The sequence below is a fragment of the Variovorax sp. WS11 genome (assembly GCF_010499245.1).
Classification (GTDB): Bacteria; Pseudomonadota; Gammaproteobacteria; order Burkholderiales; family Burkholderiaceae_C; genus Variovorax.
Window position 1 is genome coordinate 906368 of sequence record NZ_JAAGOW010000002.1, and the last position, 24154, is coordinate 930521.

Here is a 24154-nt window from a genome sequence, read left to right on the forward strand (position 1 = left end):
GTGCGTGCCGGCACCGAATTTGCTTGAATGCCGGGCATCCATCCCTACGGACATCGAATGAACAAGCGCCAACTGCTCCACTCCTTTCTCGCCGCCTCGGCGCTCAGCTTCGGCCTCGTCAACGCCTACGCCCAGTCCCCGACGCCGATCAAGTTCCAGCTCGACTGGCGCTTCGAGGGCCCGGCCGCCCTCTTCCTGCATCCGGCCGCCAAGGGCTACTTCAAGGATGCGGGGCTCGACGTCACCATCGACGCCGGCAACGGCTCCGGCGGCACCGTCACGCGGGTGGCCTCGGGCGCCTACGAAATGGGCTTTGCCGACCTCGCGGCGCTGATGGAATTCCACGCCAACAACCCGGACAGCCCCAACAAGCCGGTCGCCGTGATGATGGTCTACAACAACACGCCCGCCTCGGTGATGACGCTGAAGAAGAGCGGCATCACCAAGCCCGCGGACCTGGCGGGCAAGAAGCTGGGCGCGCCGGTCTTCGACGCCGGCCGCCGCGCCTTCCCGATCTTCGCCAAGGCCAACAACATCGGCGCCGTCAACTGGACCGCGATGGACCCGACGCTGCGCGAGACCATGCTGATCCGCGGCGACATCGACGCCATCACCGGCTTCACCTTCACCTCGCTGCTCAACCTGGAGGCGCGCGGCGCCAAGGCAGCCGACATCGTGGTGCTGCCCTACCCCGACTACGGCGTGAAGCTCTACGGCAACGTGATCATCGCCTCGCCCAAGCTGATCAAGGAGAACCCGGCCGCGGTCAAGGCCTTCCTCTCGGCCTTCGCCAAGGGCGCCAAGGAGGTGCTCGCCAATCCGGCCGTGGCCATCGAGTCGGTGAAGAAGCGCGACGGCATCATCGACAGCGCGCTGGAGACGCGCCGCCTCAAGCTGGCGATCGACACCGTGATCAACAGCCCCGATGCGCGCACCGAGGGCTTCGGCGTGGTGAATGCGGGCCGGCTCTCGCTGATGGCTTCGCAGGTGTCGGACGCCTTCAACACCAAGACGCGCGTGAGCCCGGATGCGGTGTGGACCGCCGCCCTTCTGCCCCCTGCCGCCGAACTCAACATCCTGAAGAAGTGATGGCGGTCGCCGAGACCCCGCCCTTCGTCGACTTCCAGGACGTCTGGCTCGCCTACAACGAGGAGCTGCTGCGCGCCAACCACTTCGCGGTCGAGGCCATCGACCTGCAAGTGAAGCGCGGCGAGTTCATCGCCATCGTGGGCCCCTCGGGCTGCGGCAAGTCCACCTTCATGAAGCTCACGACGGGCCTGAAGATGCCCTCGATGGGCAAGATCCGCATCGACGGCGCGCCGGTGACCGGCCCGCTCAAGATCTCGGGCATGGCCTTCCAGGCGCCCTCGCTGCTGCCGTGGCGCACCACGGTGGACAACGTGCTGCTGCCGCTGGAGATCGTTGAGCCCTACCGCTCGAGCTTCAAGGCGAAGCGCAAGGAATACGTGGAGCGCGCGCGGCGCCTCCTGCAGAAGGTGGGCCTGGGCGGCTACGAGGACAAGTTTCCGTGGCAGCTCTCCGGCGGCATGCAGCAGCGCGCCAGCATCTGCCGCGCGCTGATCCACGAGCCCAAGATGCTGTTGCTCGACGAGCCCTTCGGCGCGCTCGACGCCTTCACGCGCGAGGAGCTGTGGTGCATCCTGCGCGACCTCTGGGCCGAGCAGCGCTTCAACGTGATCCTGGTCACGCATGACCTGCGCGAGTCGGTGTTCCTGGCCGACACGGTGTATGTGATGAGCAAGAGCCCGGGCCGCTTCGTGGTCAAACGCGACATCGAGCTGCCGCGCCCGCGCGAGCTGGAGCTCACCACCAGGAATTCACCGACATCGTGCTGGAGCTGCGCAGCCATATCGGCGCGATCCGCGGGACCGGCGTCGCGACAGTGGCGGCGGCGGGGGCGAGGGCGGCATGAATAGCAAGCACCTCGAACGCTGGTCGCCCTGGCTGCTGCTCGTCGCCGTGCTGGTGCTGTGGCAGATCGTCTGCTCGGCCTTCGGCGTTCCGATTTCATCTTCCCAGCCCCTGGCGCATCTGGACGCAGTTCTGGGAGTTCAAGGAAATCATCGCCGGCCATGCCTGGCGGACCTTCTGGGTCACGATGGCGGGCTTCGGCCTGGCGATCGTGGTGGGCGTGCTGCTGGGCTTCGTCATCGGCAGCTCGCGCCTGGCCTATGCCGCGATGTACCCGCTGATGACGGCCTTCAACGCCCTGCCCAAGGCGGCCTTCGTGCCGATCCTGGTGGTCTGGTTCGGCATCGGCATCGGGCCGGCCATCCTCACCGCCTTTTTGATCAGCTTCTTCCCGATCATGGTCAACATCGCCACCGGCCTGGCAACACTCGAGCCCGAGCTCGAAGACGTGCTGCGCGTGCTGGGCGCCAAGCGCTGGGACGTGCTGGTCAAGATCGGCCTGCCGCGCTCCATGCCCTACTTCTACGCCTCGCTCAAGGTCGCGATCACGCTGGCCTTCGTGGGCACGACCGTGAGCGAAATGACGGCCGCCAACGAAGGCATCGGCTACCTGCTGATCTCGGCCGGCTCGGCCATGCAGATGGGCCTGGCCTTCGCCGGGCTCATGGTGGTGGGCGCGATGGCGATGCTGATGTACGAGCTCTTCAGCGTGATCGAGAAGCACACCACCGCCTGGGCGCACCGGGGGTCGCAGAATGGATAGGCAGCAGGCCATCCGCGCCCTGCGCCGCGCCGATCAGGTCGCGCGGCGCGCGATGGCCATGGGCCGCCATCCCTTCGGCGCACTGCTGGTCGCGCCGGACGGCGAGACGGTGCTGGCCGAGCAGGGCAACATCGACACCGTGCAGCACGCCGAGGCCACGCTGGCGCGCACCGCCGCGCTCAACTACCCGGGCGAGTACCTGGCGCAATGCACCCTGGTCACCACCTTCGAGCCCTGCGCCATGTGCGCCGGCACCGTCTACTGGGCCAACATCGGCCGCGTGGTCTACGGCGCCGAGGAGTCGGCGCTCCTGGCGCTCACCGGCGACCATCCCGAGAACCCGACGCTCTCCCTGCCCTGCCGCGAGCTCTTCGCCCGCGGCCAGAAGGCCATCGAGGTGATCGGCCCGGTGCCCGAGGTGGCGGACGAGATGATCGCCACGCACCGCGGCTTCTGGGAAAGCCGAGGCGCCTGAGGTCCGTGGCCGTGGCCGAAGGATTGCCTGCGACCTACAGCGCGTTCACCGGAATCTTCAGATAGCACACGCCATTCGATTCCGATGGCGGCAATTCGCCGGCCCGGATGTTGACCTGGATCGCCGGCAAGATCAGCGCCGGCATGGCCAGGGTGACATCGCGCCTCTGGCGCATGGCGACGAAGCTCTCTTCATCGATGCCGTCATGCAGGTGGATGTTCTTCGCACGCTGGGCGGCCACCGTGGTCTCCCAGCCCGGTGCACGCCCGTCGGGCGGATAGTCGTGGCACATGAAGAGACGGGTCTGCGGCGGCAAAGCCAGCAGCCTGTGCACCGAGCGGTACAGCGCGCGGGCGTCGCCGCCCGGAAAGTCGCAGCGCGCACTGCCGACATCGGGCATGAACAAGGTGTCGCCGACGAAGGCGAGCCGGGCCTCCCCTGCCTCGCTCTCCAGCGCATAGGCCATGTCGGCCGGTGTGTGGCCGGGCACGTGCAGGGCTCTCATGCGCAGGCGGCCGACATGGAACACCTCGTCCGGCGCGAACAGATGACCGAACTGCGAGCCATCCAGCCGGAATTCGGGCTCGAGGTTGAACACGGTCTTGAACGCGCCCTGCACGGCGCGGATCCCCTCGCCGATGGCGATGGTGCCGCCCAGTTGCCGGCGCAGATACGGCGCCGCCGACAAGTGATCGGCATGAGCATGCGTTTCGAGCAGCCACGAAAGCTTCAGCCCGCGGCTGCGCACGAACGCAATCACACGATCGGCCGAAGCGGTGGAGGTGCGGCCGGACCTGGGGTCGTAGTCGAGCACCGGATCGACGATGGCGCATTCGCCGCCGCCGCCCTCGAACAACACGTAGGAAATGGTCGATGTCTCGGCATCGAAGAAGGCCTGTACCTGCGCATCCATGGCGTTCATTGCTTCAACGTTCTACATTTTTACATTACATCGAAATACATTCTATTGAAGAACATTCTGTTTTTCAATAAACTGTCGCCATGAAACCCGACCCCGCGCTCCCTGCGCCGCCTTCCGCCGAAGCCATGGCACAGCTGCACTCGGCCGCCGCCGAGGCTTGCGCGCTGCTCAAGGCCATGGCCAACGAAATGCGCCTGCTGCTGCTGTGCCAGCTGATCGGCGGCGAGCGCAACGTCGGCGAGCTGCAGGCCCTCTCCGGAATTGCGCAGCCCTCGTTGTCGCAGCAGCTCGGCGTGCTGCGCGACGAGGGCCTGCTGGCCACGCGCCGCGAGGGCAAGTTCATCTACTACAGCCTGGCCAGCGCTGAAGTCGTGACGGTGATGCAAGCCCTCTACAGCATCTTCTGCGCCAAGCCCCCCAACACGAAGAAGGCGTCCGCGCGCAAGTCCGCGGCATCCACGCGATGAGGATCGACTGGTTCCACTTCACCCCTTGGAGCGCGCTGGCAGGCGGCCTGTTGATCGGGCTCTCGGCCGCGATGTTCCTGCTGCTCAACGGCCGCATCGCCGGCATCAGCGGCATCGTCGGAGGCATGCTGCAACCGGGCGGCGGCCAGGGCTGGCGGCTGGCTTTCGTCGCCGGGCTGCTGGCGGCACCGTGGGCCTGGCAGCTCGCGCACGCGTTGCCGCCGGTCGCCATCGCTGCGAGCACGCCCGTGCTGGTCGTGGCCGGGCTTCTGGTCGGCGTCGGCACGCGCTACGCGAGCGGTTGCACCAGCGGCCATGGCGTCTGCGGCCTGTCGCGCGGTTCGCCGCGTTCGCTGGCGGCCACGGCCGCCTTCATGGGGGCGGGCTTCGCCATGGTCTACATCACACGCCACTTGCTGGGCGCCTGAACGATGCTGAACGCAAGCGCAGCGCTGGCCGGCCTTCTCTTCGGCCTGGGCCTGATCCTTTCCGGCATGACCGACCCGGCCAAGGTGCTCGGTTTCCTCGATCTCGCGGGCCGCTGGGATCCGTCGCTCGGCTTCGTGATCAGCGGTGCGGTCGGGGTCGGCGCGGTCGCCTTCGCGCTGGCGAAGCGGCGCGGCCGGAGCTGGCTCGGACAACCGATGCACCTGCCCGCCGCCACCCGCATCGACCGGCGGCTCCTGCTCGGCAGCCTGGCCTTCGGCGCCGGATGGGGGCTGGCCGGCTTCTGCCCGGGGCCGGCACTGGTGAGTGCGGCCGTTGGCCATGCGGAAGCACTGGTCTTCGTGGCGGCCATGCTGGCCGGGATGCTCGCGTTCGGCCTGGTCGAAAAAGTACAGCTTGCAGCGCCGGCCGCAACGCAGTAGAAAGACCTCGTTGGCAACGGCCGAGGTCTCCCGGGCAAGCCCGGAGAGGCCACTGTTTCAAAGGGGGCGGAAATGTTGGCGTCCGAATGCGCGTGGGCCATCTTGCGTGCCGAGCACGCGCGCATGCGCGAGTTGTTGGCGCGGGTCGACGCCGCGCTCAAGACCGGCGAGTGGAAGCGGGCGGGGCCTGCGGCTTCGCCGATCGCCGGGCTGATCGCTCGCCTCCAGGCTTTCGACGAAGCCACCCATCGCCCCAAGGGCACCGTCCTGCTCCAGATCCTGCGCGGCAGGTCGACCGAGTCCGATGATCTGCTGCGCCGCCTCGAACAGCAGCGCGAACGCTGCGACGCCCTGCTCTCCCAGGTGAAGTCGAGGCTGAAGCAGGCCGAATCCGGAGACACGGCCGCGGCTGCCGCCGTCGAGGACTGGCTGGAAGAGCACCGCCGCCTGATGCTCGATCACCTGGACCAGGAGGACACCTTGCTCCACTCCCAGACCGCCGAGTTGCTGACCGGCGAGGAATGGGCCGCCGTGGCGTCGTCCATCTCCGAGACCATGGGCGCGCGCAAAGGCTGAGGCTTTCACCCGGGCCCGCGCGTGGCGCTTGTGACGCACCGCGGCATCTCCTATGCTCACGGGCCCTTTCACACGGAGATGAAACATGATCAAGGTCAGCGTGATGTACCCCAACACCGCAGGCGCCCGGTTCGATCACGACTACTACCGCGACAAGCACATGCCCATGCTCAAGGAGAAGATGGGCGACGCGTGCAAGTCCTACACCATCGACAAGGGCCTGGCGGGCGGTGCGCCCGGCGCCCCGGCGCCCTACATCGGCATGTGCCACATCTTCTGCGACTCCGTGGAGAGCTTCCAGGCAGCCTTCGGCCCGCACATGAAGGCGATCATGGGCGATGTGCCCAACTACACGGACCTCAAGCCAGTGATGCAGATCAGCGAGGTGGTGGTGGGCTGAGCGCCCCGCTGCCTTCGGCCTCCGGCGGCGGATGCGCGGAGGCATAACGCTCCAGCAGCAGATAGAGCAGCAGCCCGCCGCCCAGCGGCACCAGGTAGTACAGCGCGCGATAGGCGAGCAAAGCGCCCATCAGCGCGCCCTGGCGCACCGAGCCCGAGAGCAGCGCGAGGTACACCGCCTCGAGCACGCCGAGGCCGGCCGGGATCGGCGTCACCACGCCCGCGATCGAAGCCGCCAGCATCACGCCCAGCGTGACGGGATACGGCACCTTGCCGCCCAGCAGCAGGTACATGGCCGAGGCCATCAAGGCCCAGTTGGTCGCCGACACGCCGAGCTGCACCAGGGCCAGCCGCGCCGAGGGCAGCTCCAACCGCCGCCCACGAACCCGCCAGTGCCGGCCCTGCGCCTTCGCGCAAGCCACCACATAGCCCGCTGCCAACAGCAGCATCAGCACACCCAGCGCGCGGAAGCTGCCCTCGCCCACATGCGCCTGCGCCGGCGGCTGCACCACGCCGGAGGCGAACACGCAGCCCGCCACCAGCCCGTAGCCCAGCCAGTTGGTCGCCAGGCTGATGCCGACGATCTGCGCCACCGTGGCTTCGTCGAGCCCGGCCCGCGCATAGAGCCGCGCACGCATCGCCACGCCACCGACCAGCGAGCCCAGGTTCAGATTGAAGGCATAGCTCGTGACGGCGATCGCCCAGCAGCGCCAGCGCGGCACGCGGTGACGCGTGTGGTGCCGGCCGATCAGGTCATAGCAGCCGTACAGCGCATGACTGGCGGTGCACAGCGCAAGCGCGGCCAGCAGCAGCCAGGGCGAGTAACCCCTGAGCGCCTGCCAGGCGCCGGCCCAGTCGACCTTGTGCGCGTGCGACAGCAGCAGGCCGAGCACGACCAGGCCCAGCACCGGCAAGGCCCAGCGGCGCACGCGCTGCCAGAGCGTGGCCCTGGTGGTCGCAGGGCCCGGTCGCGCATCGGGCGCGTCGGGCGCATCGCGCGCATCGGACAAGGGCATCGCATCGCTGTTCGGCATGCGCGCATCATTCCCGCGGGCAGCCGGTGCAGCCAGTTGCGGCCGGCGCTTGTTGGCGTAGGTTCAGATGCCGAGGGCGCGCTCAAGGCTCGTCGACCAGCACCCGCCAGAGCAGCACGGCAACGCCCACGAAGCCGAGGAAGATGAAGAGCTTGGAGAAGAAGCCGACCCGCGCGCCGTAGACCTCGTCCACGCGTTCCCTGAGGCCGTCGAGCCGGGTGGAGACGTCCTTGGCATTCGCGGTGCACGCCGTCTCGACGCGCCGGATCTCCTCCAGCGAAGCACCGGCCTGCACCGGCGCCGCGCGCCCCGCCGAGCCAGCGCTTTGAAGCTCGGCCCGGCACGCGGCAAGCTCCTTCGTCAAGGGCTCGCTCACCTCCACCGTCACGGCAGCGGCTTGTCGCGCCGAGTAGATGGCCAGCACGCCCAATCCGGCGGCCACACAGAGAAACACCGACAGCGTCACCTCCGCAATGCGACGGCCCCGGGACGGAGGCTCCGAATTCGTGCCTGGCAGTCGCAAGGCCAGCCCTAGCTTGATGAGGGCGACGACCAGCGTGCACAAGGCGGCGACCAGCGCGACCGCCCCGCGGCTCTGCTCGCCTTTCCCGAAGAGCCAGCTGTCGATGCGGTTGCTCAGCACGTTGACGAAGATGTTGCCGAAGACGGAATCGTCCTTCTTCATCTCCTTGGCCGTGGTCTGCAGCGTGGTGGCTGCGTCGAGCAGGCGCTGGACATCGGCCGCCGGCAATGCGGGCGGGCAGACGGGGCAGGCCGTTCCGGCGATGCCCTGCCCCGGCATGACCGGCGTCACCGGAGACGCGGGCACCACCGGCTGCACGAGCGCGCCGGCCGGCTCGCTGGCACGCGGCAAGGGGACCGGTGCTGGCGCCTCCACCGCGGGCTCGGGAGCCGCGGGCGACGGCGCGGCGACCTGGCCTTGGCCCTGGCCGTGCGCGAAAGCGCCCGCCAGCATGAGAACAACCGGCGCAGCCGCGCGCCCGCACTGCCGAAGCAGTTGTTGGATTCCTTGACACATGGATCCCTCCGAACTCAGGCCGGCGCATGTTGGCTTTCGCCTTGGTTCGCGTCAATCCTCAGTTGGAGGGAAGTAATGCCGCCGCGGCCATTTGCCGGTGCATTTCGGCGCTCGCGTACCCGCGCGCGACACCGGTCGTGGTGTTCGCGGCGCTCAGCCAGGCGCTGAGGAAGGGATTCTTCTGCGCCCAGGGACTGCGCATGTCAGTGCTTGCCGCGTCGGGCCGCAGCCCGCAGGATCATGGCCAGCGCCGCGCCGCCGGCTGCCGCCATCATCGCGGCCTTGACAGGCTCTTCGGCCACGTAGTGCTCGCCCTGCGCCTTGGCTTGCCGGGCGCGCTGGGGCAGCGAGGTCATGGTCGCGCGCACCTTGTCCCAGGTGCGGTGAAGGCTCGACGGCGCCTTCGCGTACATCGCGTCGTCGACGTGCGAAGGCCCGTGGCCGATGTCGTTGCCGGCGACGGGCATGGGCAGGGTCTCCGCGTCGGGGTTGGCTTGTTGCGGGGCAGGACGGGTGTGGAAGGTTTCGATTTTCATGGGGCCTCTTGGAAGAAGGTCGTCGGGATCCGGTGCAGGAGAAAAGGCGGCGGCGCTGCGGCATCAGCGTGACGGCGATGGTGCCGGCGGCGCTGGGACCGGCGTGACGGTCTCGCGGATCACGCCGCCGCCCATCACGCTGCCGCTGGTGCTGGTGGCGGCGCCCCTGACGCGCGCTTCGCAATCGGCACGGTCGGCAGCGGGCTGCAGCAATTGGCAGCGCGCCAGCGCGTTCTGCTCGGCCTGGTCGCCGGGCGTCAGGCCGCCGCGCTGCGATTCCTGCTTCGCTGCGCCGGCCTCGCGGCGGCAGGCTTCACGGTCTTGCTGGACGCCATCGCAGGCGGCGCGGTCGCGTTGCACCTGGGCGCCGCTGGCCTGCGCCCAGGCGGTGGCGCTGAAGAGGCACCCCGCGCAGAGCAGTGCGGTCAGTGACGAACGGACGAAGATCGCGTGCTGCGGCATATGGGGCTCCTTGAAAGATTGCCCTTCTTCTAACCCGCCAGGTGGATGCGATTTGTCGGACGCGGCGAGTTTTACCGGCCGTGTCCGTGCTCAGCGGGTCAGGCCCGAACAGGTGATCTTGCCGATCACGACCGCGGCTCGAGGGAAACCGCCCCATGGACAAGGGACGACAGCCGTTCTTGGGCTTTCCAATCCGAACTTCCGCTTCAAGCGGAAGCGGTCCTTGGACCTAAGCTCATGCACTACCGTAGTCGGCCATCACCCGACGCGCGCGGGTTCGAGATCGCGGGCGGCATGGGGTGCGTGCCGGCTGCTTGGACAAGCAGGACCTTCCGCTGCCCTGTGGATGGCGTCAGAATTGCGGCGAACGCTCGCTTTCAGGCGATGCGGTTCGGAACCGAAGCCATGAGACGCTGGTTGACCGCCCTCTTCGTGCTGCTGCTCGCCGGCTGCACCACGCTGCCGCCGCGCATCGCGCCGCCTGCTAGCAGCGCCATCGCCGATACCGGCGACACGCCTCTCGGGCGCATCGCTGCGGCGAGTCTGGCTGAGGCACCCGGTGGCAATTCGGGCTTCATGCTGTTGCCCAGCGGCGAAATGGCCTTCGATGCGCGCCTCGCGCTGGCCGAGGCGGCCACACGCTCGATCGACGCGCAGTACTACCACATCCATGATGATACCGCCGGCGCAGCCTTCCTGGCGTCGCTGCGGGATGCCGCGGTGCGCGGCGTGCGTGTCCGGCTGCTGGTGGACGACTACCACGCCGGCGACCTGTACCCCATGCTGCGAGGCCTGGCCGCGTTTCCCAACGCCGAAGTGCGCCTGTTCAACCCACTGCCGGAGCGCTACGGCACGCCGATCCGTCGCATGCTGCTGTCGCTGCACGAGTTCACGCGCGTCAACCGCCGCATGCACAACAAGCTCTTCGTCGCCGACAACCAGTTCGCCGTTTATGGCGGGCGCAATATCGCCGACGAATACTTCACGCGCCACGGCGAGGCGAACTTCATCGACCTCGACGTGCTCTCCGCCGGCGCCGCCGTGCGCGAGCTGTCCGCGAGCTTCGACCGCTACTGGAACAGCGAACAGGTGTGGGCGCTGGAGCAGCGGCTGCACGCTTTGGAACGTGCCGTGAAACCCGCCGAGCGGCGTGCCGAGTTCGACGTGCGGCTGAAAGAACTCGCTGGTCCACCGCCGAACGTGCCGCCGCGGGACTACCTGGGCCAGAGCACGGTGCGCGCGCAGATCGCGGAGGGCCGGTTGAAACTGTTGGCCGGCAGTGCCCGCGTGCACGACGACCCGCCCGACAAGGTGCTCCAACCCGTGGACCCGAACAAGGCCAGCCCGGCGATGCGCGCCAAGCTCGACGTGATCGGCGCTGCGCGCGAGGAAGTGGTCGTCGTCAATCCTTACTTCCTGCCTGGCCCGGTGGGCCTGCGCATGATGGGCGAGGCCCAAAAACGCGGCACGCGAGTGCTGATCGTCACCAACTCGCTCGGCTCCACCGACGAACCTCTGGTGTACCGCGCCTACTCACGCTACCGCCCCGACATGCTGCGGCTGGGCGTGCAGCTGTACGAGTTCGCTCCCGACCTGGTGCGGCGGTCGAACACCTTCGGGGTCTTCGGCAAATCCACGCCGCGCCTGCACGCCAAGGTGGTGGGCGTGGATCGGCGGTGGATGGTGGTGGGTTCGGTCAACCTCGATCTTCGATCGGCGACGCTGAATACCGAACTGGGCGTCACCATCGACTGCGCGGCGCTCACGCAGCAAGCGCTCGGGCTGCTGCGCGCCGATGCCTTCGGCAGCATGTACCGGCTGCAGCTTGGCGAAGACGGCGCGATCGAATGGCATGTGCGCGGCGAGAACGGCAAGACAGAGGTGCGGCGCGAAGAGCCGCACGCGAGCACATGGTTTTCGCTGTGGCTGCAATCGTTGCTTGTGTCCGAGGACGCCTTGTAGCGGGGCCCATCAGCGCGCGATGCGCACGATGCGCGCCGCGCCGCTGGCGGTGACTGCCATCGCCTGCTTCGTATCGAAGAAGGCGGGCGCGCGCACGACGGTCGATGTGCCAGCCTGCTCGACCTGCACGTTGCCCAGCAGCACGAGCAGCATCTCCCCGGCGCTCACTTCGGCGCGCTCGCCCGCGGCCAGCGGCCGGTGTTGCCCCGCGTCGACGACCGCCAGCCGCGCCGCGCGCTCCAACGTCTTCCACGCCGGCAGGCCGCGCACGCAGTCGTCGAAGCGCCGCGCCGCGAAGTTCTTCCAGAGGACCTCGCTCAGTTTCGGGTGCGCGTCGAGGATGGAGAACAACGCTGCGCGCGAAATCTGGATGAGCAGCGTGCCGGTGGCGGTGCGCAGCGAGGCACTGCGCCGTTCGCCGCTGAGCATGGCGATCTCGCCGAACATGTGGCCGGTGGCCAGCTCGTCGATGATGTGCTCTTCGCCTTCGCCCTCGCTAGGGGCCAGCACATAAGCGGCGCCGCGCGCGATCACGTAGAGCTCGTCGCCCGGGTCGCCGGCACGGAAGATTATTTTTCCCGCGGGAAGCGCAACGATCTGCGCGCTGCGTGCCAGTGTGGCCAGGCTGGGTGCGTCGAATGAGCCGAACAGTGCGGTCGCCTTGAGGCGCCGGATGACCTCGGCGGGGCGCAGCAGCCGGCCGCCGATGGGCAGGCGGTACAGCATCACCATCAAGCCCTCCTTGCGCCGCGTGAAGCGCTCGGCGAAGAAGGTCGAGATCAAGTGCCAGAGGTTGTGCGGGTCGATCCTGACGAGGGTGACGAGTCCGTCGCCTTTGCCGTAGCCGGGGTTGGCCTCGATGAAGAAGCGCGCCGCGGGCTTGTCGCAATGGCGCCAGTAGTGGCGCTCGACCTCGGAGTCGCGCGTGATCCAGTGCACCTGGCGCGTGAGCGGGTTGTCGGGGGTCACGCGCTCGAGGCCGAACGAGTTCGCCAACTCGTCCATGAAGGCGAGCACGGCCGGCGGCGGTGGATGCCGGGTGCTCGGCCAGATCACATCGAAGAGCTTGGCAAACACGCAATAGCTCGAAGGGTGCACCAGCGAGCCGAGGTAGTAGACGCGCCGCCCAGGGTGGCGCAGCAGGTAAGGCAGGGCGAGCTCGAGACCGAAGCGCGTGTTGGTATCGCCACCCCGGTAAGCGCGCATCGTACCCGCCTCGGCACGAAAGATCGCGCTCACCTTGCCGGCCAGTTCACGCTCGAAGATGTGCAGCGCGAAGTAGCCGACGATCTCGCCGGCGTGGTTGCGGTGCACGTTGATCCAGGTCTGCTCGGCCTTGGACTCGACCACGTACTTCGCGAACGAGTCGCGGCTGACGCCGTCAAACACCTCGCAATGGACCTTGTAGAGCGCATCGATGAACTCTTGCCGCGCGGCGGGGTCGAGCTTGCTCGGGACGACGATGGCGGATTTGGCGATCTTCGGCATGGGTGTCGGGCGCGCTGCGGACCACCCGTCGAACCGCCGGAAATCCGAAGGCCGGCGGGTTGCACGCGTGGCGGATGGGACGAACGATTTTGCCCCACGGCACGCCCGACCCGATCACCGAGGCGCCCTCGCGCCGCGGCATACTGGCGGCCATGCTCGCCGAGCCGCCGCCCCTTTGCAGCCACCGGACGCTTCCGGCCGAGGCCCTCGCAGTCCTCGCCAAAGGTTGCGGGTTCCTGCTGCTCGGCGTGCTCGCCGCGCCGATTGCCCTGCCGATCGAGAACGCCGCGCGCCGGGACGCCCTGGTGCCCGGCCTGGTGCGATGACGCCTGCGCTCGCCCTGCACCCGCTGTTCGCCGGCATTTCGTCCGAGGCGCTCGCCCCCCTTGAACGGTGCCTGCAAACGCGTCGCTTCGAAGCGGGCGACGTCATCCTGCGCGCCGGCGTGCCGTCGGCCGAGCTGTTCGGGCTGATCGACGGCGCTGTGAGCGTCGAGCTGGCCGGGGGTGGCCGGCGGCTGCTGCTGTTGCCGCCCCAGTGCTTCGGCGAGCTGTCGGCGCTGACCGGCGATCCGGTCTCGGCCAACGTCGTCGCCCAGCGCGATGTGCGAACCTGGGTCCTCTCGGCCCCCGTTCTCTTGGAGGCGATGGCGCAGGAGGTCGCATTCTTCCGCAACGTCGCGACCTTGCTGGGGCTTCGCCTTCGCGAGCGGACGCGCCGTGCGCCGGCGGCGCGGCCGCGCGTCGTGCTGGTGCCGACGGGGGAGGAAGCCAACCCGATCCTGCTGGCGGCGCTTGCCCGCGGTTTGCAGCACTACGCGCCCGGCTCCGAGCACGACGAGTCGCGCGACGACGCGGCAAGCGGCGCGCAGCGCATTCGCCGCTGGCGGGACGTTGGGCCGAGCGACGCAGTGCTGCTGCTCGGTACCGGCCAGGACGGCAGCGCGGCGTTGCTGGCGGAGCTCGATGCCGATGACGCGTTGCTGGTCACCGCAGACGATCTGCGCCGCCTCCCGGATACGCACGCCGCCCCCGTCGTCTGGCGCCCGGGTGCGCTCTCCGGGGCGGCGGCACTGCAGCGCTGGTGCCACGCGGTGCCGCGCGACGAGGTCGACGCTGCGGCATCGGGCGGCGACTGGTCGCGGGCGCGCCAGCCGGCGCTCGATCACCTCGTGCGGCGGCTTTGCGGCCGGGAGGTGGGCGTGGCCATGAGCGTGGGCGCGGCTGCCGGGCTGGCGCACCTGGGGGTGCTCGAGGTCCTGGAAAGCGACGGGCTGCCGATCGACTTCCTTTGCGGCTCGAGCATGGGGGGTGCCGTGGCACTGGCCTTTGCCCGATTCGGCAGCGCGCGCGCGGCGACCGAGAACGTCCTGCGCGTGGTCGTGGACTTCGCGCGCGCCAGGGGCATGCAATGGCTGCCACGCGCCTCGCTCATCTCCGCATCGCGCGTGACGACGCTCACCCGCGAGCTGTATGGCGATGCCACGTTTGCGCAGTTGCGGTTGCCGGTCGCGGTCGTCGCGGCCGACCTGACGATGGGCAAGCGTGCCGTGCTCGACAGCGGCGCCGTGGCGCCGGCGGCACGGGCCACGGCGGCGATCCCGGGGGTGTTCGCCGCGGTCCGGCTCGGCGACTCGGTGCTCGTCGACGGTGCGGTCGTGTCGCGCCTGCCGGTCGACCTGCTCGCCGCGCGCGGCTGCGGCTTCAGGCTCGCCGCGCTGGTCCGACCCACCTATCCCGAGGCGCCCCCCGATGCTGCGCGCGCCGCCGATCGCTTCGAACAGCGACTGCGTCGCCCGTTCGGCCTGCGCGCCGCGATGGGCGGTGCCTGGCGTTTGCAGGGCTGGTGGGACGCCGCCGCCCAGGCCGATCGCGCCGACCTGTCGCTGACCGTTCCGATCCCGGTCGGCGAAGGCTTCAACTTTGCGGCGGCCGAGGCCATGGTCGACTGTGGCCGGCGCACGGCGCTGGAGCGTCTGCCGCAGATCCGCCTTGCGATGCAGCAGGTGCTGGCGCCAGGGGTGCCTTGACAATACGCCGCCGGGCGTGGGTCACCGGCACCCAATAGTTGACCTGCGCCATAGACCGGTCAACCTCAACAAAGCTTCCGGGCAAAGTTGCCTTGATCGCCGGCAGGCAAGCCGGAGGGCAGTGAGCTGCTGAACAACCCGGAGGTCAGATCGGCCTACCTGGCCGGCGGCCAGGCACATGCAGCTTGAGCATGCTCTCGGAATCGCCTTGCTCCTTCACGAGAAGCGGAATGCCAGCGCTCCTGCACGCTTCGATGCCGCCTGCGACAAATCGTGCGTCGAAGCCTCGTGCGCGCAATGCGAGTGCGGTAGACCGCCCGATGTCCAGGCCGTGCGCGCAGTACACGAGGACCGGCTTGCTGCGATCGAGCTCGCTGCTCCAGGACGTCAAACGGGCGGGATCGTGCCAGGCGGCGCCCGCCACCTTGTCGCCGGCCGCGAAGAAGGTGGCCGCCCGCCGCACGTCGATCAACTGGTCTGCGGCAGCCGCGGCAGCCGGGTCTGCAGCCCAAGCGACGGCGTCTGCAGCGACCGCTGCGCCGTACTGTTCTTGGACGGCTTCCCACCGAATATTCTTGATGAACGCGTCGACGTAGGCGCCAGCCTTCGAGCCGAAGTCCATGTGGTACGCGTGCTCGTACATGTCGAGCGCCAGGACCGGCGTGGCCCCTGCCATCAAGTGCGTGTGGTCTGCAGCCCAATGGTTCACCAGACGGCCCTCGCGCGTGGACCACGACAGCAGCGCCCAGCCGGAGCCACCGCCCATCGCCTTGGCCAGCGCCATGAACTCGGCGCGCCAGCGGTCCACCGAGCCGAAGTCGCGCTCCAGCGCGATCGACAAGCCGCCGTCCGGCAGCACGCCGTCGCTGCCCAGATTGTCGAAGTACAGCTCATGCAGCCAGGCGGAATTGAAGGCGATCAGTTCCTCGCGCTTGAGCCCGTTGACGAGGAACACCGGCGTGTGGGCCCAGTCGAGTTGAGCCAGTTGCTGGCGGATCGCGTTCAGCCGCCTCACCGCGCCGGCGTAGTTGTTCTCATGGTGGCTCGCCACCAGCCGCTCGGACAACCCGTCGAGACGGGAGAAGTCGACGGTCAAGGGACGCGGTTGCAGATCCATGGGGACCTCCTTCAGGACGTGAGCCTCACGCTTTGACGCGCGTCGCCTCGCGTTCGAAATGCGCGTACAGCGAATCCAGCACGCCGCCGATCTCGGCGAGCAAGGCGTCGTCGTCCGGCAGGCGTTCGCGCGCGCCGGCGAGCACGGCTTCGAAGCCCGCCCCCTCGGGCGCCGATCCGCCTCCCGTGTCGAGCGAGCGCACCATCGCACCCAGGCGCATGAGCGCCGGGTCGTCCTCCAGCCCGAAGCTCGCCACCAGAGTTTCGAAAGTCACTCTCTCGCCGACATGGGTGAAGCTGGCGCCATCGAAGTCGAAGCCGAGGGCCTTGCGCGGGCAGTCGGCCGGCCGGGCGAGCCACTGGAAGCGCGCGGCGGGGTCGATGAAGCGGCGGATCAGCCAGGCACTGGCCACGCGGTCGACCCAGAGGCGGCGGCGCGTGGCCCACAGACGGCCCTGATAGTCGGCAATGTTCAGTCGCGGGATCCGGCCCTCGGTTTCGTGCGGCTCGTCGGGCGACAGCAGGGCTTCGATTCGCCGGCTGATGTCGGTCCACGCGGCTTCGGCTTCGAGGCTCGCTTCGCCGGGGAAGAAGTCGGTGGCGAGGAGCGCTTCATAGTCGCGGCGCAACTTTTTTTGCAGGCGCGTCAGGTCGTTGATGCCCATGGAAGCCAGCGTCGCTCCCGCGTTCTTCCACGCCTTGAGGAGTGTCGCGTAGTCCTCGCTGCGATCGAAGAGCTGCGGGTACGCGGCGGTGTCTGCGGCGTTTGCCGGCGCGATCAGCATGAGCCAGGCGCTGCCGCCTTCGCGAGTGCATTCGTCGGCCAGCGCCTGCAGGGCATCCCGATGCATGGCATTGAACGGCAGCAGGTAGGCGCCGTCGCGCAGTGCAGCGCAGCCCAGGGTCTTGAGCGCGCGCCAGATACGCATGCGGGCTGTCGCGCCCTGGGTCGGCAGCGAAACGATCAGCAATAACCACTGGCCGGTGTCCCCGGAGACGTCACGAGATTCCATGTAGCGAATAATACATCTATGTCATGATCGCTACAAATCAACCATCCAAACCTTGGAGCCGCGGTGAATACGAAGTCCTTGTCTCACCTGCCTTTCGGACTCGGATGGCTTTTGCCGGCGGGTGTCGATCCCGGAGCGCTGCCTTTGCTCGCCGCCAGGGCGCTGCGCGCCTTCGGCGATGGCTATATGGCGGTCCTGCTGCCGGCCTATCTGCTGGCGATCGGGCTCGGCACGCTGGAGGTCGGCATCGTGAGTACGGCGACGATGCTGGGCTCGGCGTTGGCCACGCTGGCGGTGGGCGCGTGGGGGCACCGCTTCCCGGGCGGGCGCTTGTTGCGCTGCGCGGCCCTGCTGATGGCGGCGACCGGGTTGGGATTCGCCGGCCTGTCATCGTTCTGGCCTCTGCTGATCGTGGCCCTGGTCGGCACGCTCAACCCGAGCTCGGGCGACGTGAGCGTTTTTCTTCCGCTCGAACATGCGCGCCTCGCCTCGGCTGCGCAGGGCAGCGCGCGAACCGCGCTGTTCGCGCGCTACAGCCTTGCGGGCGCGTTGTGCGCGGCGCTGGGGGCCTTGGCGGCCGCAGTGCCGGACTGGCTGGTTCGACACACAGAGTGGGGACGTCTGGACGCGCTGCGCGGCATGTTCCTGGCGTATGCGGCCATCGGCCTGGCGGTTCTCCGGCTGTATCGCGCGCTGCCGTCACCCGATGGCGACGCCGGCGCGAACAAACTCCCTGCCGCGCCGGCGCCGCTGGGGCCCTCGCGCGGCGTCGTGATGCGCCTGGCAGCGCTCTTCAGCGTCGATGCCTTCGCGGGCGGCTTGACGGTCAATGCCTTGATGTCGCTCTGGCTGCTCGAGCGCTTCGGACTGTCGCTTTCGCAGGCCGGCGTATTCTTCTTTTGGACCGGCCTGCTGAGCGCCGCATCCCAGCTCGCCGCGCCACGGGTCGCCCAGCGCATCGGGCTGTTGAACACGATGGTCTTCACGCACTTGCCGGCCAACATCTGCCTGGTGCTGGCAGCACTGGCACCCAGCCTCCCGATCGCGCTGGGGTTGCTGTTCGTCCGCAGCGCCTTGTCGTCGATGGACGTGCCCACGCGTACTGCCTACGTCATGGCCGTCGTGACGCCAGGGGAACGCAGTGCCGCGGCGAGCTTCACGGCGGTGCCGCGGAGCCTGGCAGCGGCGCTCAGCCCGACGCTGAGCGGCGCACTCTTCGCCGCAGGCTGGATCTCGATGCCGCTCATCGCATGCGGCGTGCTCAAGATCGGCTATGACTTGGCACTGTGGCGAGCGATGAGACGCAGTCCGGTCGATAGGCAGTGATCCAACAAAAAAAGGTGGTCCGCCGCCACTCATACCACGCCGTTCGCAAGTTGCTGACGTAGCCGACGCCGGTGCATCAGATACCAGGCCGCTGGAATGACCAGCATGCTCAGCAGGGGCGCGGTGACCATGCCGCCCACCATGGGCGCAGCGATTCGAGTCATCACCTCCGAGCCGGTTCCGCTTCCCCACATGATTGGGAGCAAGCCTGCCATGACGACGGCAACGGTCATCGCCTTCGGACGAACGCGCTGGACGGCGCCCTCGCGAATGGCGGCAAGAAGCGTCTCCTCGTTCATCGGTGCTCCCGCCGCCATGAGCCGCGCAAGCGCGTTCTTGAGGTAGATGAGCATGACGACGCCGAACTCGGCGGCCACGCCGGCCAGCGCGATGAATCCGACCGCAGTGGCTACCGAGATGGCGTGGCCCAGAGCCCAAACGAGCCAAAAACCACCGACGAGCGAGAACGGCACCGCTGCCATGACCAGTGCGGCGTCGCCAAACGATCTGAACAGCAGGTACAGCAACAAGAAGATGACTGCCAAGGTGACGGGCACCACGAGCTTGAGCCGTTCCGTGGCTCGTTCAAGGTACTCGAACTGCCCAGACCATGACACCGCATAGCCGGCGGGCATCGTCACGGACTTGGCGACCTCGGCCTGCAGGTCGTTGACGACCGACCCGAGGTCTCGGCCTCGCACGTCGACGTAGACCCATCCGGAAAGGCGTGCATTCTCGCTTCGCAGCATCGGTGGACCGTCTTCGATGGTGACCTTCGCCACATCCTGGAGCAGCAGCTGTGCCCCTTTGTCAGTCACGAAGGGCAGCTCGCGCAGGCGTTGCAGCGAGTCGCGAATCTCGCGTGGATACCTGACGTTGATGGGATAGCGTTCCCGGCCCTGAATGACTTCGCCTACGTTGTCTCCACCGATTGCGGTAGAGACGATGGCTTGGACGTCGGCTACGGAGAGCCCGTAGCGCGCCGCCGCCAGCCGGTCCACATCGACATCGATGTAACGACCGCCTGTCAGCCGTTCGGCCAGAGCCGAGGAAACGCCTGGTACCTTCTTGGCCGCGCTCTCGATTTGGGTTGTCAGCCTGTCGATGGTCGCCAGGTCCGCGCCGGCCACCTTGATGCCAACCGGGCTTTTGATGCCGGTGGCCAGCATGTCGATGCGATTCCGGATGGGCGGCACCCACACGTTCGTCAGCCCAGGCACCTGCACCGCACGGTCCAGTTCCTCGACGAGCTTATCCGGCGTCATGCCGGCACGCCACTGCTCGCGCGGTTTGAATTGGATGGTCGTCTCGAACATCTCCAGCGGCGCGGGGTCCGTGGCAGTGTCGGCTCGTCCGGCTTTTCCGAAGACGCGGGCCACCTCAGGCACCGTCTTGATGAGGCGGTCCGTCTGCTGCAACAGCTCCGACGCCTTGGAAATGGAAAGCCCTGGCAGGGCAGATGGCATGTACAGCAGGTCTCCCTCGTCCAGCGGGGGCATGAACTCGCCGCCCAAGTGCAGTACCGGGACGGCAGTCAGCGCGAGGAGCACGGCCGCGACGACCAGCGTGGCTTTGGGAAACCTAAGAACCACTTCGAGCGCGGGCCTGTAAGCCGACATCAGAAAGCGGTTCACGGGGTTCGCGGCTTCATGAGGGATTCGGCCGCGGATGAGATAACCCATCAGCACCGGAACGAGCGTCACCGACAGGCCAGCGGCTGCGGCCATCGCATAGGTCTTGGTGAAGGCCAAGGGCGAAAAGAGCCGACCCTCCTGCGCCTCCAGGGAAAACACGGGCACGAACGACAGTGCAATGACGACCAGCGAGAAGAAGAGGGCCGGGCCCACCTCAACGGACGCGGTGCTGACGAGATGCCATCGTTCCGCTGGGGTTGGGCTTCTGCCATGCTTCGACTCGAGCGCTTCCAGGTGCTTGTGAACGTTCTCGACCATCACGATGGCGCCATCAACCATCGCGCCGATGCTGATGGCAATGCCACCGAGGGACATGATGTCGGCGTTGACCCCCTGCCAGTGCATGACGATGAACGCCGCAAGAACTCCAATCGGAAGCGCGACCACTGCCACCAGCGCCGAGCGCAGATGAAAAAGGAAGACGGCGCAGACCAGCGCGACCACCAAGAACTCCTCCAGGAGCTTGTATCGGAGGTTCTCGACTGCACGGTCAATGAGCAGGGACCGATCGTAGGTCGCAACGATTTCAACGCCGGGCGGCAAGCTCGGCTTGAGCGACTCGAGCTTCGCCTTCACGGCCTCGATGGTCGTGCGCGCGTTCTTGCCGGAGCGCATGACCACGACACCACCGGCGACCTCTCCTTCCCCATCGAGCTCAGCGATGCCGCGGCGCATTTCCGGGCCAATCTGCACCGTGGCCACATCGCGCAACAGCACCGGCGTGCTGCCTGAAGCTGCGAGCGGAATCGTTCGGAAATCGTCCAGTGATTTCAGGTAGCCGCGGGAGCGAACCATGTACTCCGCCTCGGCCAGTTCCACGACCGAGCCGCCTGACGCCTGGTTGGCCTTCTGCAGGGCTGTCATGACCGTCGCTTGCGTGATGCCGAGCGCCCTCATGCGGTCTGGGTCCAGAACCACCTGGTACTGCCGTACCATGCCGCCGATGCTTGCTACTTCGGCGACATCGGGAACTGTCTTGAGCTCAAACTTCAGGAACCAGTCATTGAGCGCGCGCAACTGCCCGATGTCCTGCTTGCCAGTCCGGTCAACGAGCGCGTACTCGTAGACCCAGCCGACACCAGTTGCATCCGGCCCCAGCGACGCGTTTGCGCCCGCGGGCAGCCTGCTCTGAACCTGGTTGAGATACTCGACCACGCGTGAGCGGGCCCAATAGGGGTCCGTCTTGTCATCGAAGAGCACGTAGACGAAGGAGTCACCGAAGAACGAGTAGCCGCGAACCGTCTTGGCACCGGGGACGCTGAGCATGGTCGTGGTCAGGGGGTAGGTCACCAGGTCCTCAACGACTTGAGGTGCCTTGCCCGGGTAAGGCGTTCTGATAATCACCTGAACGTCCGAGAGGTCCGGCAGAGCATCCAGGCTGGTCTTCGATACTGACCAAAGGCCAGCGGCGACCAGGAACAAGGTCGCGAGGAGCACCAGGAATCGGTTACCCACCGACCAGCGGATCAATGCGGCAATCATTGCTTCGTTCCAGACTGCAGCCGCTGCACCGATGAGGTGGCGGCTGCCGGCGGCGCTGCAGACGCAGACATGCTCCCCAGGACCGAGCGCAGCCGGGCCTCGGAGTCGATAAGGAACTGACCACTCGCAACCACCTCCTCGCCTTCGCTCAATCCTTGAACGACCTCGATGTTGTCACCGAGGTCCATCCCCGGGGAGACGTCACGCGGCTCGAACGCGTCGCCTCCTTTGCGGACGATGACGACCGCGCGCTTTCCTGTTCGGATGACCGCCTCGGCCGGTACGACCAGCCGCGTGCTCGTCGGTCCTGCCACCTGCAGCCGCAGAAGCATCCCAGGCGTGAGCTTGCCGTCCTTGTTGTCGACCTCGAACCGAGCCTTGAGCGTGCGCGTGTTCGAGCTCACCTCTGGAAGTATTTCCTTGAGTTCGCCCTCGAAGGTCTGAGAGGCATCTGCTTGCAGTACAGCCTTGACCTTTTGCCCGCGGCGCAGCGTCACCACCTGTACTTCTGGAATCTCTGCGACTGCCCAGACCTTGTCGAGACCGGCGATACGAAACAGTGTCATGCCGGGCGTGACGGCAACGCCTTCCCGTACCGCCAGGTCTGCAACCACACCACCGGTCGGCGCACTGAGAGTGAAGCGCGCCTGCGCGATCCCCGTCTCCTCGCTTCGACGGATAAGGTCAGCCGGAATCGACATGGCGCGCATCCGCTCTCGCGCCGCGGCAATCAGATCCGGCGACACGCCCGAGCGCTTGAGCGCAAGCAGTTCGTTCTGAGGGCCGAGCCAGTCCGGCGCGAAGATGGTCGCCAAGACTTGCCCCTTGCGTATGCGTTCCATCGGGGCACGGACAGCCAGATGCTCGACGTATCCCGCGACGCGCGTTTGAACGGCCACATTCAATCGCTCGTCGAACTGGACCGCTCCTATGGCGTCGAAAGAGCTCGAGACCTCGGCACGCCGAACGGTGGCATATCGGATACCGAGGTTCTGTTGCACCGCGGGGCTCACCTTGACACCAGCGGTGCTCGGGTCACTGTCGGCGTAGACAGGAACAAGCTGCATGTCCATGAACGGCGACTTCCCCGGCTTGTCGAAGCGCGGGCCTGGAACCATCGGGTCGTGCCAGTAGAGGACTTTGCGGCCGTCTGGCGAAGAGGTGTCGCCGGTGCCGCCGGTTTCACTACTCATACTCTTCTTGCTTGTGTGCTGTCCCAAGAAGAAGCCGCCGCCAGCCAGGACCACGCCGATGACGACAAGGAGTGCCGTGAGGTGTGCGGGTTTCATTGGTCGCCTCCTTGCGCGAGAGCTTTGAATGCAAGCTGTGCCTGGGCTTTGGCGAGGTCGCGTCGAAGCGTGAGGAGCTTGCGCTGCGCTTCCACCTCGGCGTGCCTCGCTTCGAAGAGGGTCACCAGAGTGCCCTGGTTCGACCGGTATGCAGCGGTGGCTGCGGCGGTCCGATGCTGGGCTGGCGTCACAACGCTGCTGCGAAACCGCTCGATGCGGACAAGCAGTCGCTCCATATCGCTGGCGAGCATTCGATATTCAGCGGTGGCCGCGCGGATGGCTTCAGCGAGTTCTGCTTCGGCTTTGTCGGCCAGTGCGAGCTTCGCTGCGGTTTCGCGGTCTTGGCGCTCGGAGCGTGCCACTTGAAGCGGGATGCTCACGCCGAATGACACCATGTCCGAGTAGCCGGTGCGCTGCCCGTAAGACACCTCCCAGGTCCAGTTTGGCTTGCGTTCCGATGCTGCGACTGCGGCTGACTGCTTGGCCACGTCAATGTCGAACTGCTTCGCCAGAACGGCAGGATGCCGCTCGATATACGCTTGCTCATTGGGCAATGGCATTGCGGCTACGGGTGCCAACTCGTCGTCCTTCGTGCCGACCCACCGCTGCAATGTCACCCTGGCCACGCTTTGCTGCTGGCGCACTTCCGCCGATTCATCCTCGGCTCTGCCGCGGGCGCCGGTCAGCGCAAGAGCCTCCTGGCTGCTGCCGGTTGGCGACGCCAAGCGCGCACGCGCCGCCTCGAGCTCTTCGTGGGCGTGGTGCTCCATGAGCGTAGTGAGCTTCAGCGCCTCGCCGGCGTAGTAGGCATCAAGATACGCGAGCGCTGTGTTCAGACGAGTCTCGGCAACGGCCGCTTCGGACTGAATCGCTTCGCGGGCGACCGACGCCTCGGCTGCGGCGTGGCGGGCAGCCCGCTTCTCCGGCGATAGCCATTCCTGGCTGATGCCGATGCGCTTCATCGTCATCGAATCGCGGGTCGTACTGAAGCGGTCGCCTCCCGTCACCGGCAGGTTGTCGATGCCAGCCCGTATCGTCGGATCCGGCAGCTGGCCAGCGGCGCGGGCCGCTTCGGATGCGCTCGCTACGCCAGCGCGCGCTGCGCGAGCCGATTCGGATCGCTTGACGGCCAGGGCGAGAGCCGCCTCAAGGGTCAGGGGTGCTGCCTCTACCAGGCAGGGGAACAATGCGGCGGCCAAGACGGCTGCGCGCAGGAAGTGGGGTTGCATGAAAACTCCGCAGACAAATGAGATGTCAGCTGGCGAGCGGACAAGCCGCGCC

At 67.5% G+C, this 24154-nt stretch carries 23 protein-coding genes and 2 pseudogenes; 13 read left to right on the top strand and 12 right to left on the bottom strand.

The genetic code is table 11. The annotated features are described in order from the left end of the window. The first annotated feature begins 57 nt into the window (after positions 1–57). The 4 genes and pseudogenes from GXN78_RS24765 to GXN78_RS24780 all read left to right on the top strand — a co-directional run bounded on the left by GXN78_RS24765 (position 58) and on the right by GXN78_RS24780 (position 3170). Positions 58–1089 carry an ABC transporter substrate-binding protein gene (locus GXN78_RS24765; protein WP_106557299.1) on the top strand — a complete coding sequence of 344 codons (1032 nt, stop codon included), beginning with the start codon at positions 58–60 and terminating at the stop codon, positions 1087–1089. Then, positions 1089–1933: pseudogene (locus GXN78_RS24770) on the top strand (ABC transporter ATP-binding protein). Before GXN78_RS24765 ends, GXN78_RS24770 begins: the two are co-directional and overlap by 1 nt. Next, a pseudogene (locus GXN78_RS24775) lies at positions 1930–2695 on the top strand (ABC transporter permease). Before GXN78_RS24770 ends, GXN78_RS24775 begins: the two co-directional pseudogenes overlap by 4 nt. Then, positions 2688–3170 (top strand): nucleoside deaminase, encoded by a 483-nt coding sequence (locus GXN78_RS24780; protein ID WP_106557296.1) that lies wholly within the window; start codon positions 2688–2690, stop codon positions 3168–3170. Before GXN78_RS24775 ends, GXN78_RS24780 begins: the two are co-directional and overlap by 8 nt. Before the next feature lie 34 nt (positions 3171–3204). On the opposite strand, the gene GXN78_RS24785 is transcribed toward GXN78_RS24780, so the two are convergent. Then, complete coding sequence (locus GXN78_RS24785) at positions 3205–4083, bottom strand: MBL fold metallo-hydrolase (RefSeq protein WP_106557327.1); 879 nt, start codon at positions 4081–4083, stop codon at positions 3205–3207. A gap of 89 nt (positions 4084–4172) precedes the next feature. On the opposite strand from GXN78_RS24785, the gene GXN78_RS24790 reads away from it, so the two are divergent. From GXN78_RS24790 to GXN78_RS24810, 5 genes are all read left to right on the top strand, one after another. Further along, positions 4173–4559 (top strand): metalloregulator ArsR/SmtB family transcription factor, encoded by a 387-nt coding sequence (locus GXN78_RS24790; protein ID WP_106557295.1) that lies wholly within the window; start codon positions 4173–4175, stop codon positions 4557–4559. After that, a complete protein-coding gene (locus GXN78_RS24795) occupies positions 4556–4987 on the top strand; it encodes a YeeE/YedE family protein (protein WP_106557294.1) in 432 nt (143 codons plus the stop codon). Before GXN78_RS24790 ends, GXN78_RS24795 begins: the two co-directional genes overlap by 4 nt. 3 nt (positions 4988–4990) lie before the next feature. After that, positions 4991–5428 (top strand): YeeE/YedE family protein, encoded by a 438-nt coding sequence (locus GXN78_RS24800; RefSeq protein WP_106557293.1) that lies wholly within the window; start codon positions 4991–4993, stop codon positions 5426–5428. A 72-nt stretch (positions 5429–5500) separates the two neighbouring features. Next, positions 5501–6004, top strand: a complete 504-nt coding sequence (locus GXN78_RS24805) for a hemerythrin domain-containing protein (RefSeq protein WP_106557292.1) — start codon at positions 5501–5503, stop codon at positions 6002–6004. A gap of 85 nt (positions 6005–6089) precedes the next feature. Continuing rightward, a complete protein-coding gene (locus tag GXN78_RS24810) occupies positions 6090–6404 on the top strand; it encodes an EthD family reductase (protein ID WP_106557291.1) in 315 nt (104 codons plus the stop codon). Here GXN78_RS24810 and GXN78_RS24815 read toward each other — a convergent pair. The 5 genes from GXN78_RS24815 to GXN78_RS24830 all read right to left on the bottom strand — a co-directional run bounded on the left by GXN78_RS24815 (position 6382) and on the right by GXN78_RS24830 (position 9474). After that, complete coding sequence (locus tag GXN78_RS24815; protein ID WP_239142892.1) at positions 6382–7437, bottom strand: lysylphosphatidylglycerol synthase domain-containing protein; 1056 nt, start codon at positions 7435–7437, stop codon at positions 6382–6384. The two genes, GXN78_RS24810 and GXN78_RS24815, sit on opposite strands and share 23 nt — an antisense overlap. Before the next feature lie 82 nt (positions 7438–7519). After that, on the bottom strand, positions 7520–8476 hold the full coding sequence (locus GXN78_RS24820) for a hypothetical protein (RefSeq protein ID WP_146163064.1): 957 nt from the start codon (positions 8474–8476) through the stop codon (positions 7520–7522). 58 nt (positions 8477–8534) lie between these two features. Beyond that, entirely contained in the window at positions 8535–8678 is a 144-nt protein-coding gene (locus GXN78_RS40910; RefSeq protein WP_181360556.1) for a hypothetical protein, read from the bottom strand. A 1-nt stretch (position 8679) separates the two neighbouring features. After that, entirely contained in the window at positions 8680–9012 is a 333-nt protein-coding gene (locus GXN78_RS24825) for a hypothetical protein (RefSeq protein ID WP_106557289.1), read from the bottom strand. A gap of 63 nt (positions 9013–9075) precedes the next feature. Next, a complete protein-coding gene (locus tag GXN78_RS24830) occupies positions 9076–9474 on the bottom strand; it encodes a hypothetical protein (protein WP_106557288.1) in 399 nt (132 codons plus the stop codon). Positions 9475–9879: 405 nt separating this feature from the next. On the opposite strand from GXN78_RS24830, the gene GXN78_RS24835 reads away from it, so the two are divergent. Beyond that, the gene (locus GXN78_RS24835; protein WP_164255730.1) at positions 9880–11436 is read left to right on the top strand and encodes a phospholipase D family protein; all 1557 of its coding nucleotides are present in this window, start codon (positions 9880–9882) and stop codon (positions 11434–11436) included. A gap of 9 nt (positions 11437–11445) precedes the next feature. Here GXN78_RS24835 and GXN78_RS24840 read toward each other — a convergent pair whose 3' ends face one another. After that, positions 11446–12924 (bottom strand): cyclic nucleotide-binding domain-containing protein, encoded by a 1479-nt coding sequence (locus GXN78_RS24840; protein ID WP_106557286.1) that lies wholly within the window; start codon positions 12922–12924, stop codon positions 11446–11448. Between the two features lie 74 nt (positions 12925–12998). On the opposite strand from GXN78_RS24840, the gene GXN78_RS24845 reads away from it, so the two are divergent. Both GXN78_RS24845 and GXN78_RS24850 read left to right on the top strand, forming a co-directional pair. Then, the gene (locus GXN78_RS24845) at positions 12999–13250 is read left to right on the top strand and encodes a hypothetical protein (protein ID WP_164255732.1); all 252 of its coding nucleotides are present in this window, start codon (positions 12999–13001) and stop codon (positions 13248–13250) included. Beyond that, positions 13247–14953: a cyclic nucleotide-binding and patatin-like phospholipase domain-containing protein gene (locus GXN78_RS24850; RefSeq protein ID WP_164255734.1), complete on the top strand. Its 1707-nt coding sequence runs from the start codon at positions 13247–13249 to the stop codon at positions 14951–14953. The genes GXN78_RS24845 and GXN78_RS24850 overlap by 4 nt, the downstream gene beginning before the upstream one ends. A 145-nt stretch (positions 14954–15098) precedes the next feature. Here the strand turns inward: GXN78_RS24850 and GXN78_RS24855 are convergent, their stop codons facing one another. Together GXN78_RS24855 and GXN78_RS24860 are read right to left on the bottom strand one after the other, a co-directional pair. After that, complete coding sequence (locus GXN78_RS24855; protein ID WP_106557284.1) at positions 15099–16070, bottom strand: Fe-Mn family superoxide dismutase; 972 nt, start codon at positions 16068–16070, stop codon at positions 15099–15101. Between the two features lie 25 nt (positions 16071–16095). Further along, positions 16096–17082 carry a chromate resistance protein ChrB domain-containing protein gene (locus GXN78_RS24860; RefSeq protein ID WP_106557283.1) on the bottom strand — a complete coding sequence of 329 codons (987 nt, stop codon included), beginning with the start codon at positions 17080–17082 and terminating at the stop codon, positions 16096–16098. A gap of 63 nt (positions 17083–17145) precedes the next feature. On the opposite strand from GXN78_RS24860, the gene GXN78_RS24865 reads away from it, so the two are divergent. Continuing rightward, positions 17146–18408 carry an MFS transporter gene (locus tag GXN78_RS24865; protein ID WP_106557282.1) on the top strand — a complete coding sequence of 421 codons (1263 nt, stop codon included), beginning with the start codon at positions 17146–17148 and terminating at the stop codon, positions 18406–18408. A 29-nt stretch (positions 18409–18437) separates the two neighbouring features. Here GXN78_RS24865 and GXN78_RS24870 read toward each other — a convergent pair whose 3' ends face one another. The 3 genes from GXN78_RS24870 to GXN78_RS24880 are packed head-to-tail and all read right to left on the bottom strand — an operon-like array spanning position 18438 to position 24102. After that, positions 18438–21584 carry an efflux RND transporter permease subunit gene (locus GXN78_RS24870; protein WP_106557281.1) on the bottom strand — a complete coding sequence of 1049 codons (3147 nt, stop codon included), beginning with the start codon at positions 21582–21584 and terminating at the stop codon, positions 18438–18440. Beyond that, positions 21581–22873 carry an efflux RND transporter periplasmic adaptor subunit gene (locus GXN78_RS24875; protein WP_239142893.1) on the bottom strand — a complete coding sequence of 431 codons (1293 nt, stop codon included), beginning with the start codon at positions 22871–22873 and terminating at the stop codon, positions 21581–21583. The genes GXN78_RS24870 and GXN78_RS24875 overlap by 4 nt, the downstream gene beginning before the upstream one ends. After that, positions 22870–24102: a TolC family protein gene (locus tag GXN78_RS24880; RefSeq protein WP_106557324.1), complete on the bottom strand. Its 1233-nt coding sequence runs from the start codon at positions 24100–24102 to the stop codon at positions 22870–22872. Before GXN78_RS24880 ends, GXN78_RS24875 begins: the two co-directional genes overlap by 4 nt. Between the last annotated feature and the right edge of the window lie 52 nt (positions 24103–24154).

Excerpts from the sequence above, each read along its gene's own strand:
- GXN78_RS24765 (WP_106557299.1), top strand. The coding sequence starts at position 58 with ATGAACAAGCGCCAACTGCTCCACTCCTTTCTCGCCGCCTCGGCGCTC.
- GXN78_RS24780 (WP_106557296.1), top strand. The coding sequence starts at position 2,688 with ATGGATAGGCAGCAGGCCATCCGCGCCCTGCGCCGCGCCGATCAGGTC.
- GXN78_RS24785 (WP_106557327.1), bottom strand. The coding sequence starts at position 4,083 with ATGGATGCGCAGGTACAGGCCTTCTTCGATGCCGAGACATCGACCATT.
- GXN78_RS24790 (WP_106557295.1), top strand. The coding sequence starts at position 4,173 with ATGAAACCCGACCCCGCGCTCCCTGCGCCGCCTTCCGCCGAAGCCATG.
- GXN78_RS24795 (WP_106557294.1), top strand. The coding sequence starts at position 4,556 with ATGAGGATCGACTGGTTCCACTTCACCCCTTGGAGCGCGCTGGCAGGC.
- GXN78_RS24800 (WP_106557293.1), top strand. The coding sequence starts at position 4,991 with ATGCTGAACGCAAGCGCAGCGCTGGCCGGCCTTCTCTTCGGCCTGGGC.
- GXN78_RS24805 (WP_106557292.1), top strand. The coding sequence starts at position 5,501 with ATGTTGGCGTCCGAATGCGCGTGGGCCATCTTGCGTGCCGAGCACGCG.
- GXN78_RS24810 (WP_106557291.1), top strand. The coding sequence starts at position 6,090 with ATGATCAAGGTCAGCGTGATGTACCCCAACACCGCAGGCGCCCGGTTC.
- GXN78_RS24815 (WP_239142892.1), bottom strand. The coding sequence starts at position 7,437 with ATGCCGAACAGCGATGCGATGCCCTTGTCCGATGCGCGCGATGCGCCC.
- GXN78_RS24820 (WP_146163064.1), bottom strand. The coding sequence starts at position 8,476 with ATGTGTCAAGGAATCCAACAACTGCTTCGGCAGTGCGGGCGCGCGGCT.
- GXN78_RS40910 (WP_181360556.1), bottom strand. The coding sequence starts at position 8,678 with ATGCGCAGTCCCTGGGCGCAGAAGAATCCCTTCCTCAGCGCCTGGCTG.
- GXN78_RS24825 (WP_106557289.1), bottom strand. The coding sequence starts at position 9,012 with ATGAAAATCGAAACCTTCCACACCCGTCCTGCCCCGCAACAAGCCAAC.
- GXN78_RS24830 (WP_106557288.1), bottom strand. The coding sequence starts at position 9,474 with ATGCCGCAGCACGCGATCTTCGTCCGTTCGTCACTGACCGCACTGCTC.
- GXN78_RS24835 (WP_164255730.1), top strand. The coding sequence starts at position 9,880 with ATGAGACGCTGGTTGACCGCCCTCTTCGTGCTGCTGCTCGCCGGCTGC.
- GXN78_RS24840 (WP_106557286.1), bottom strand. The coding sequence starts at position 12,924 with ATGCCGAAGATCGCCAAATCCGCCATCGTCGTCCCGAGCAAGCTCGAC.
- GXN78_RS24845 (WP_164255732.1), top strand. The coding sequence starts at position 12,999 with ATGGGACGAACGATTTTGCCCCACGGCACGCCCGACCCGATCACCGAG.
- GXN78_RS24850 (WP_164255734.1), top strand. The coding sequence starts at position 13,247 with ATGACGCCTGCGCTCGCCCTGCACCCGCTGTTCGCCGGCATTTCGTCC.
- GXN78_RS24855 (WP_106557284.1), bottom strand. The coding sequence starts at position 16,070 with ATGGATCTGCAACCGCGTCCCTTGACCGTCGACTTCTCCCGTCTCGAC.
- GXN78_RS24860 (WP_106557283.1), bottom strand. The coding sequence starts at position 17,082 with ATGGAATCTCGTGACGTCTCCGGGGACACCGGCCAGTGGTTATTGCTG.
- GXN78_RS24870 (WP_106557281.1), bottom strand. The coding sequence starts at position 21,584 with ATGATTGCCGCATTGATCCGCTGGTCGGTGGGTAACCGATTCCTGGTG.
- GXN78_RS24875 (WP_239142893.1), bottom strand. The coding sequence starts at position 22,873 with ATGAAACCCGCACACCTCACGGCACTCCTTGTCGTCATCGGCGTGGTC.
- GXN78_RS24880 (WP_106557324.1), bottom strand. The coding sequence starts at position 24,102 with ATGCAACCCCACTTCCTGCGCGCAGCCGTCTTGGCCGCCGCATTGTTC.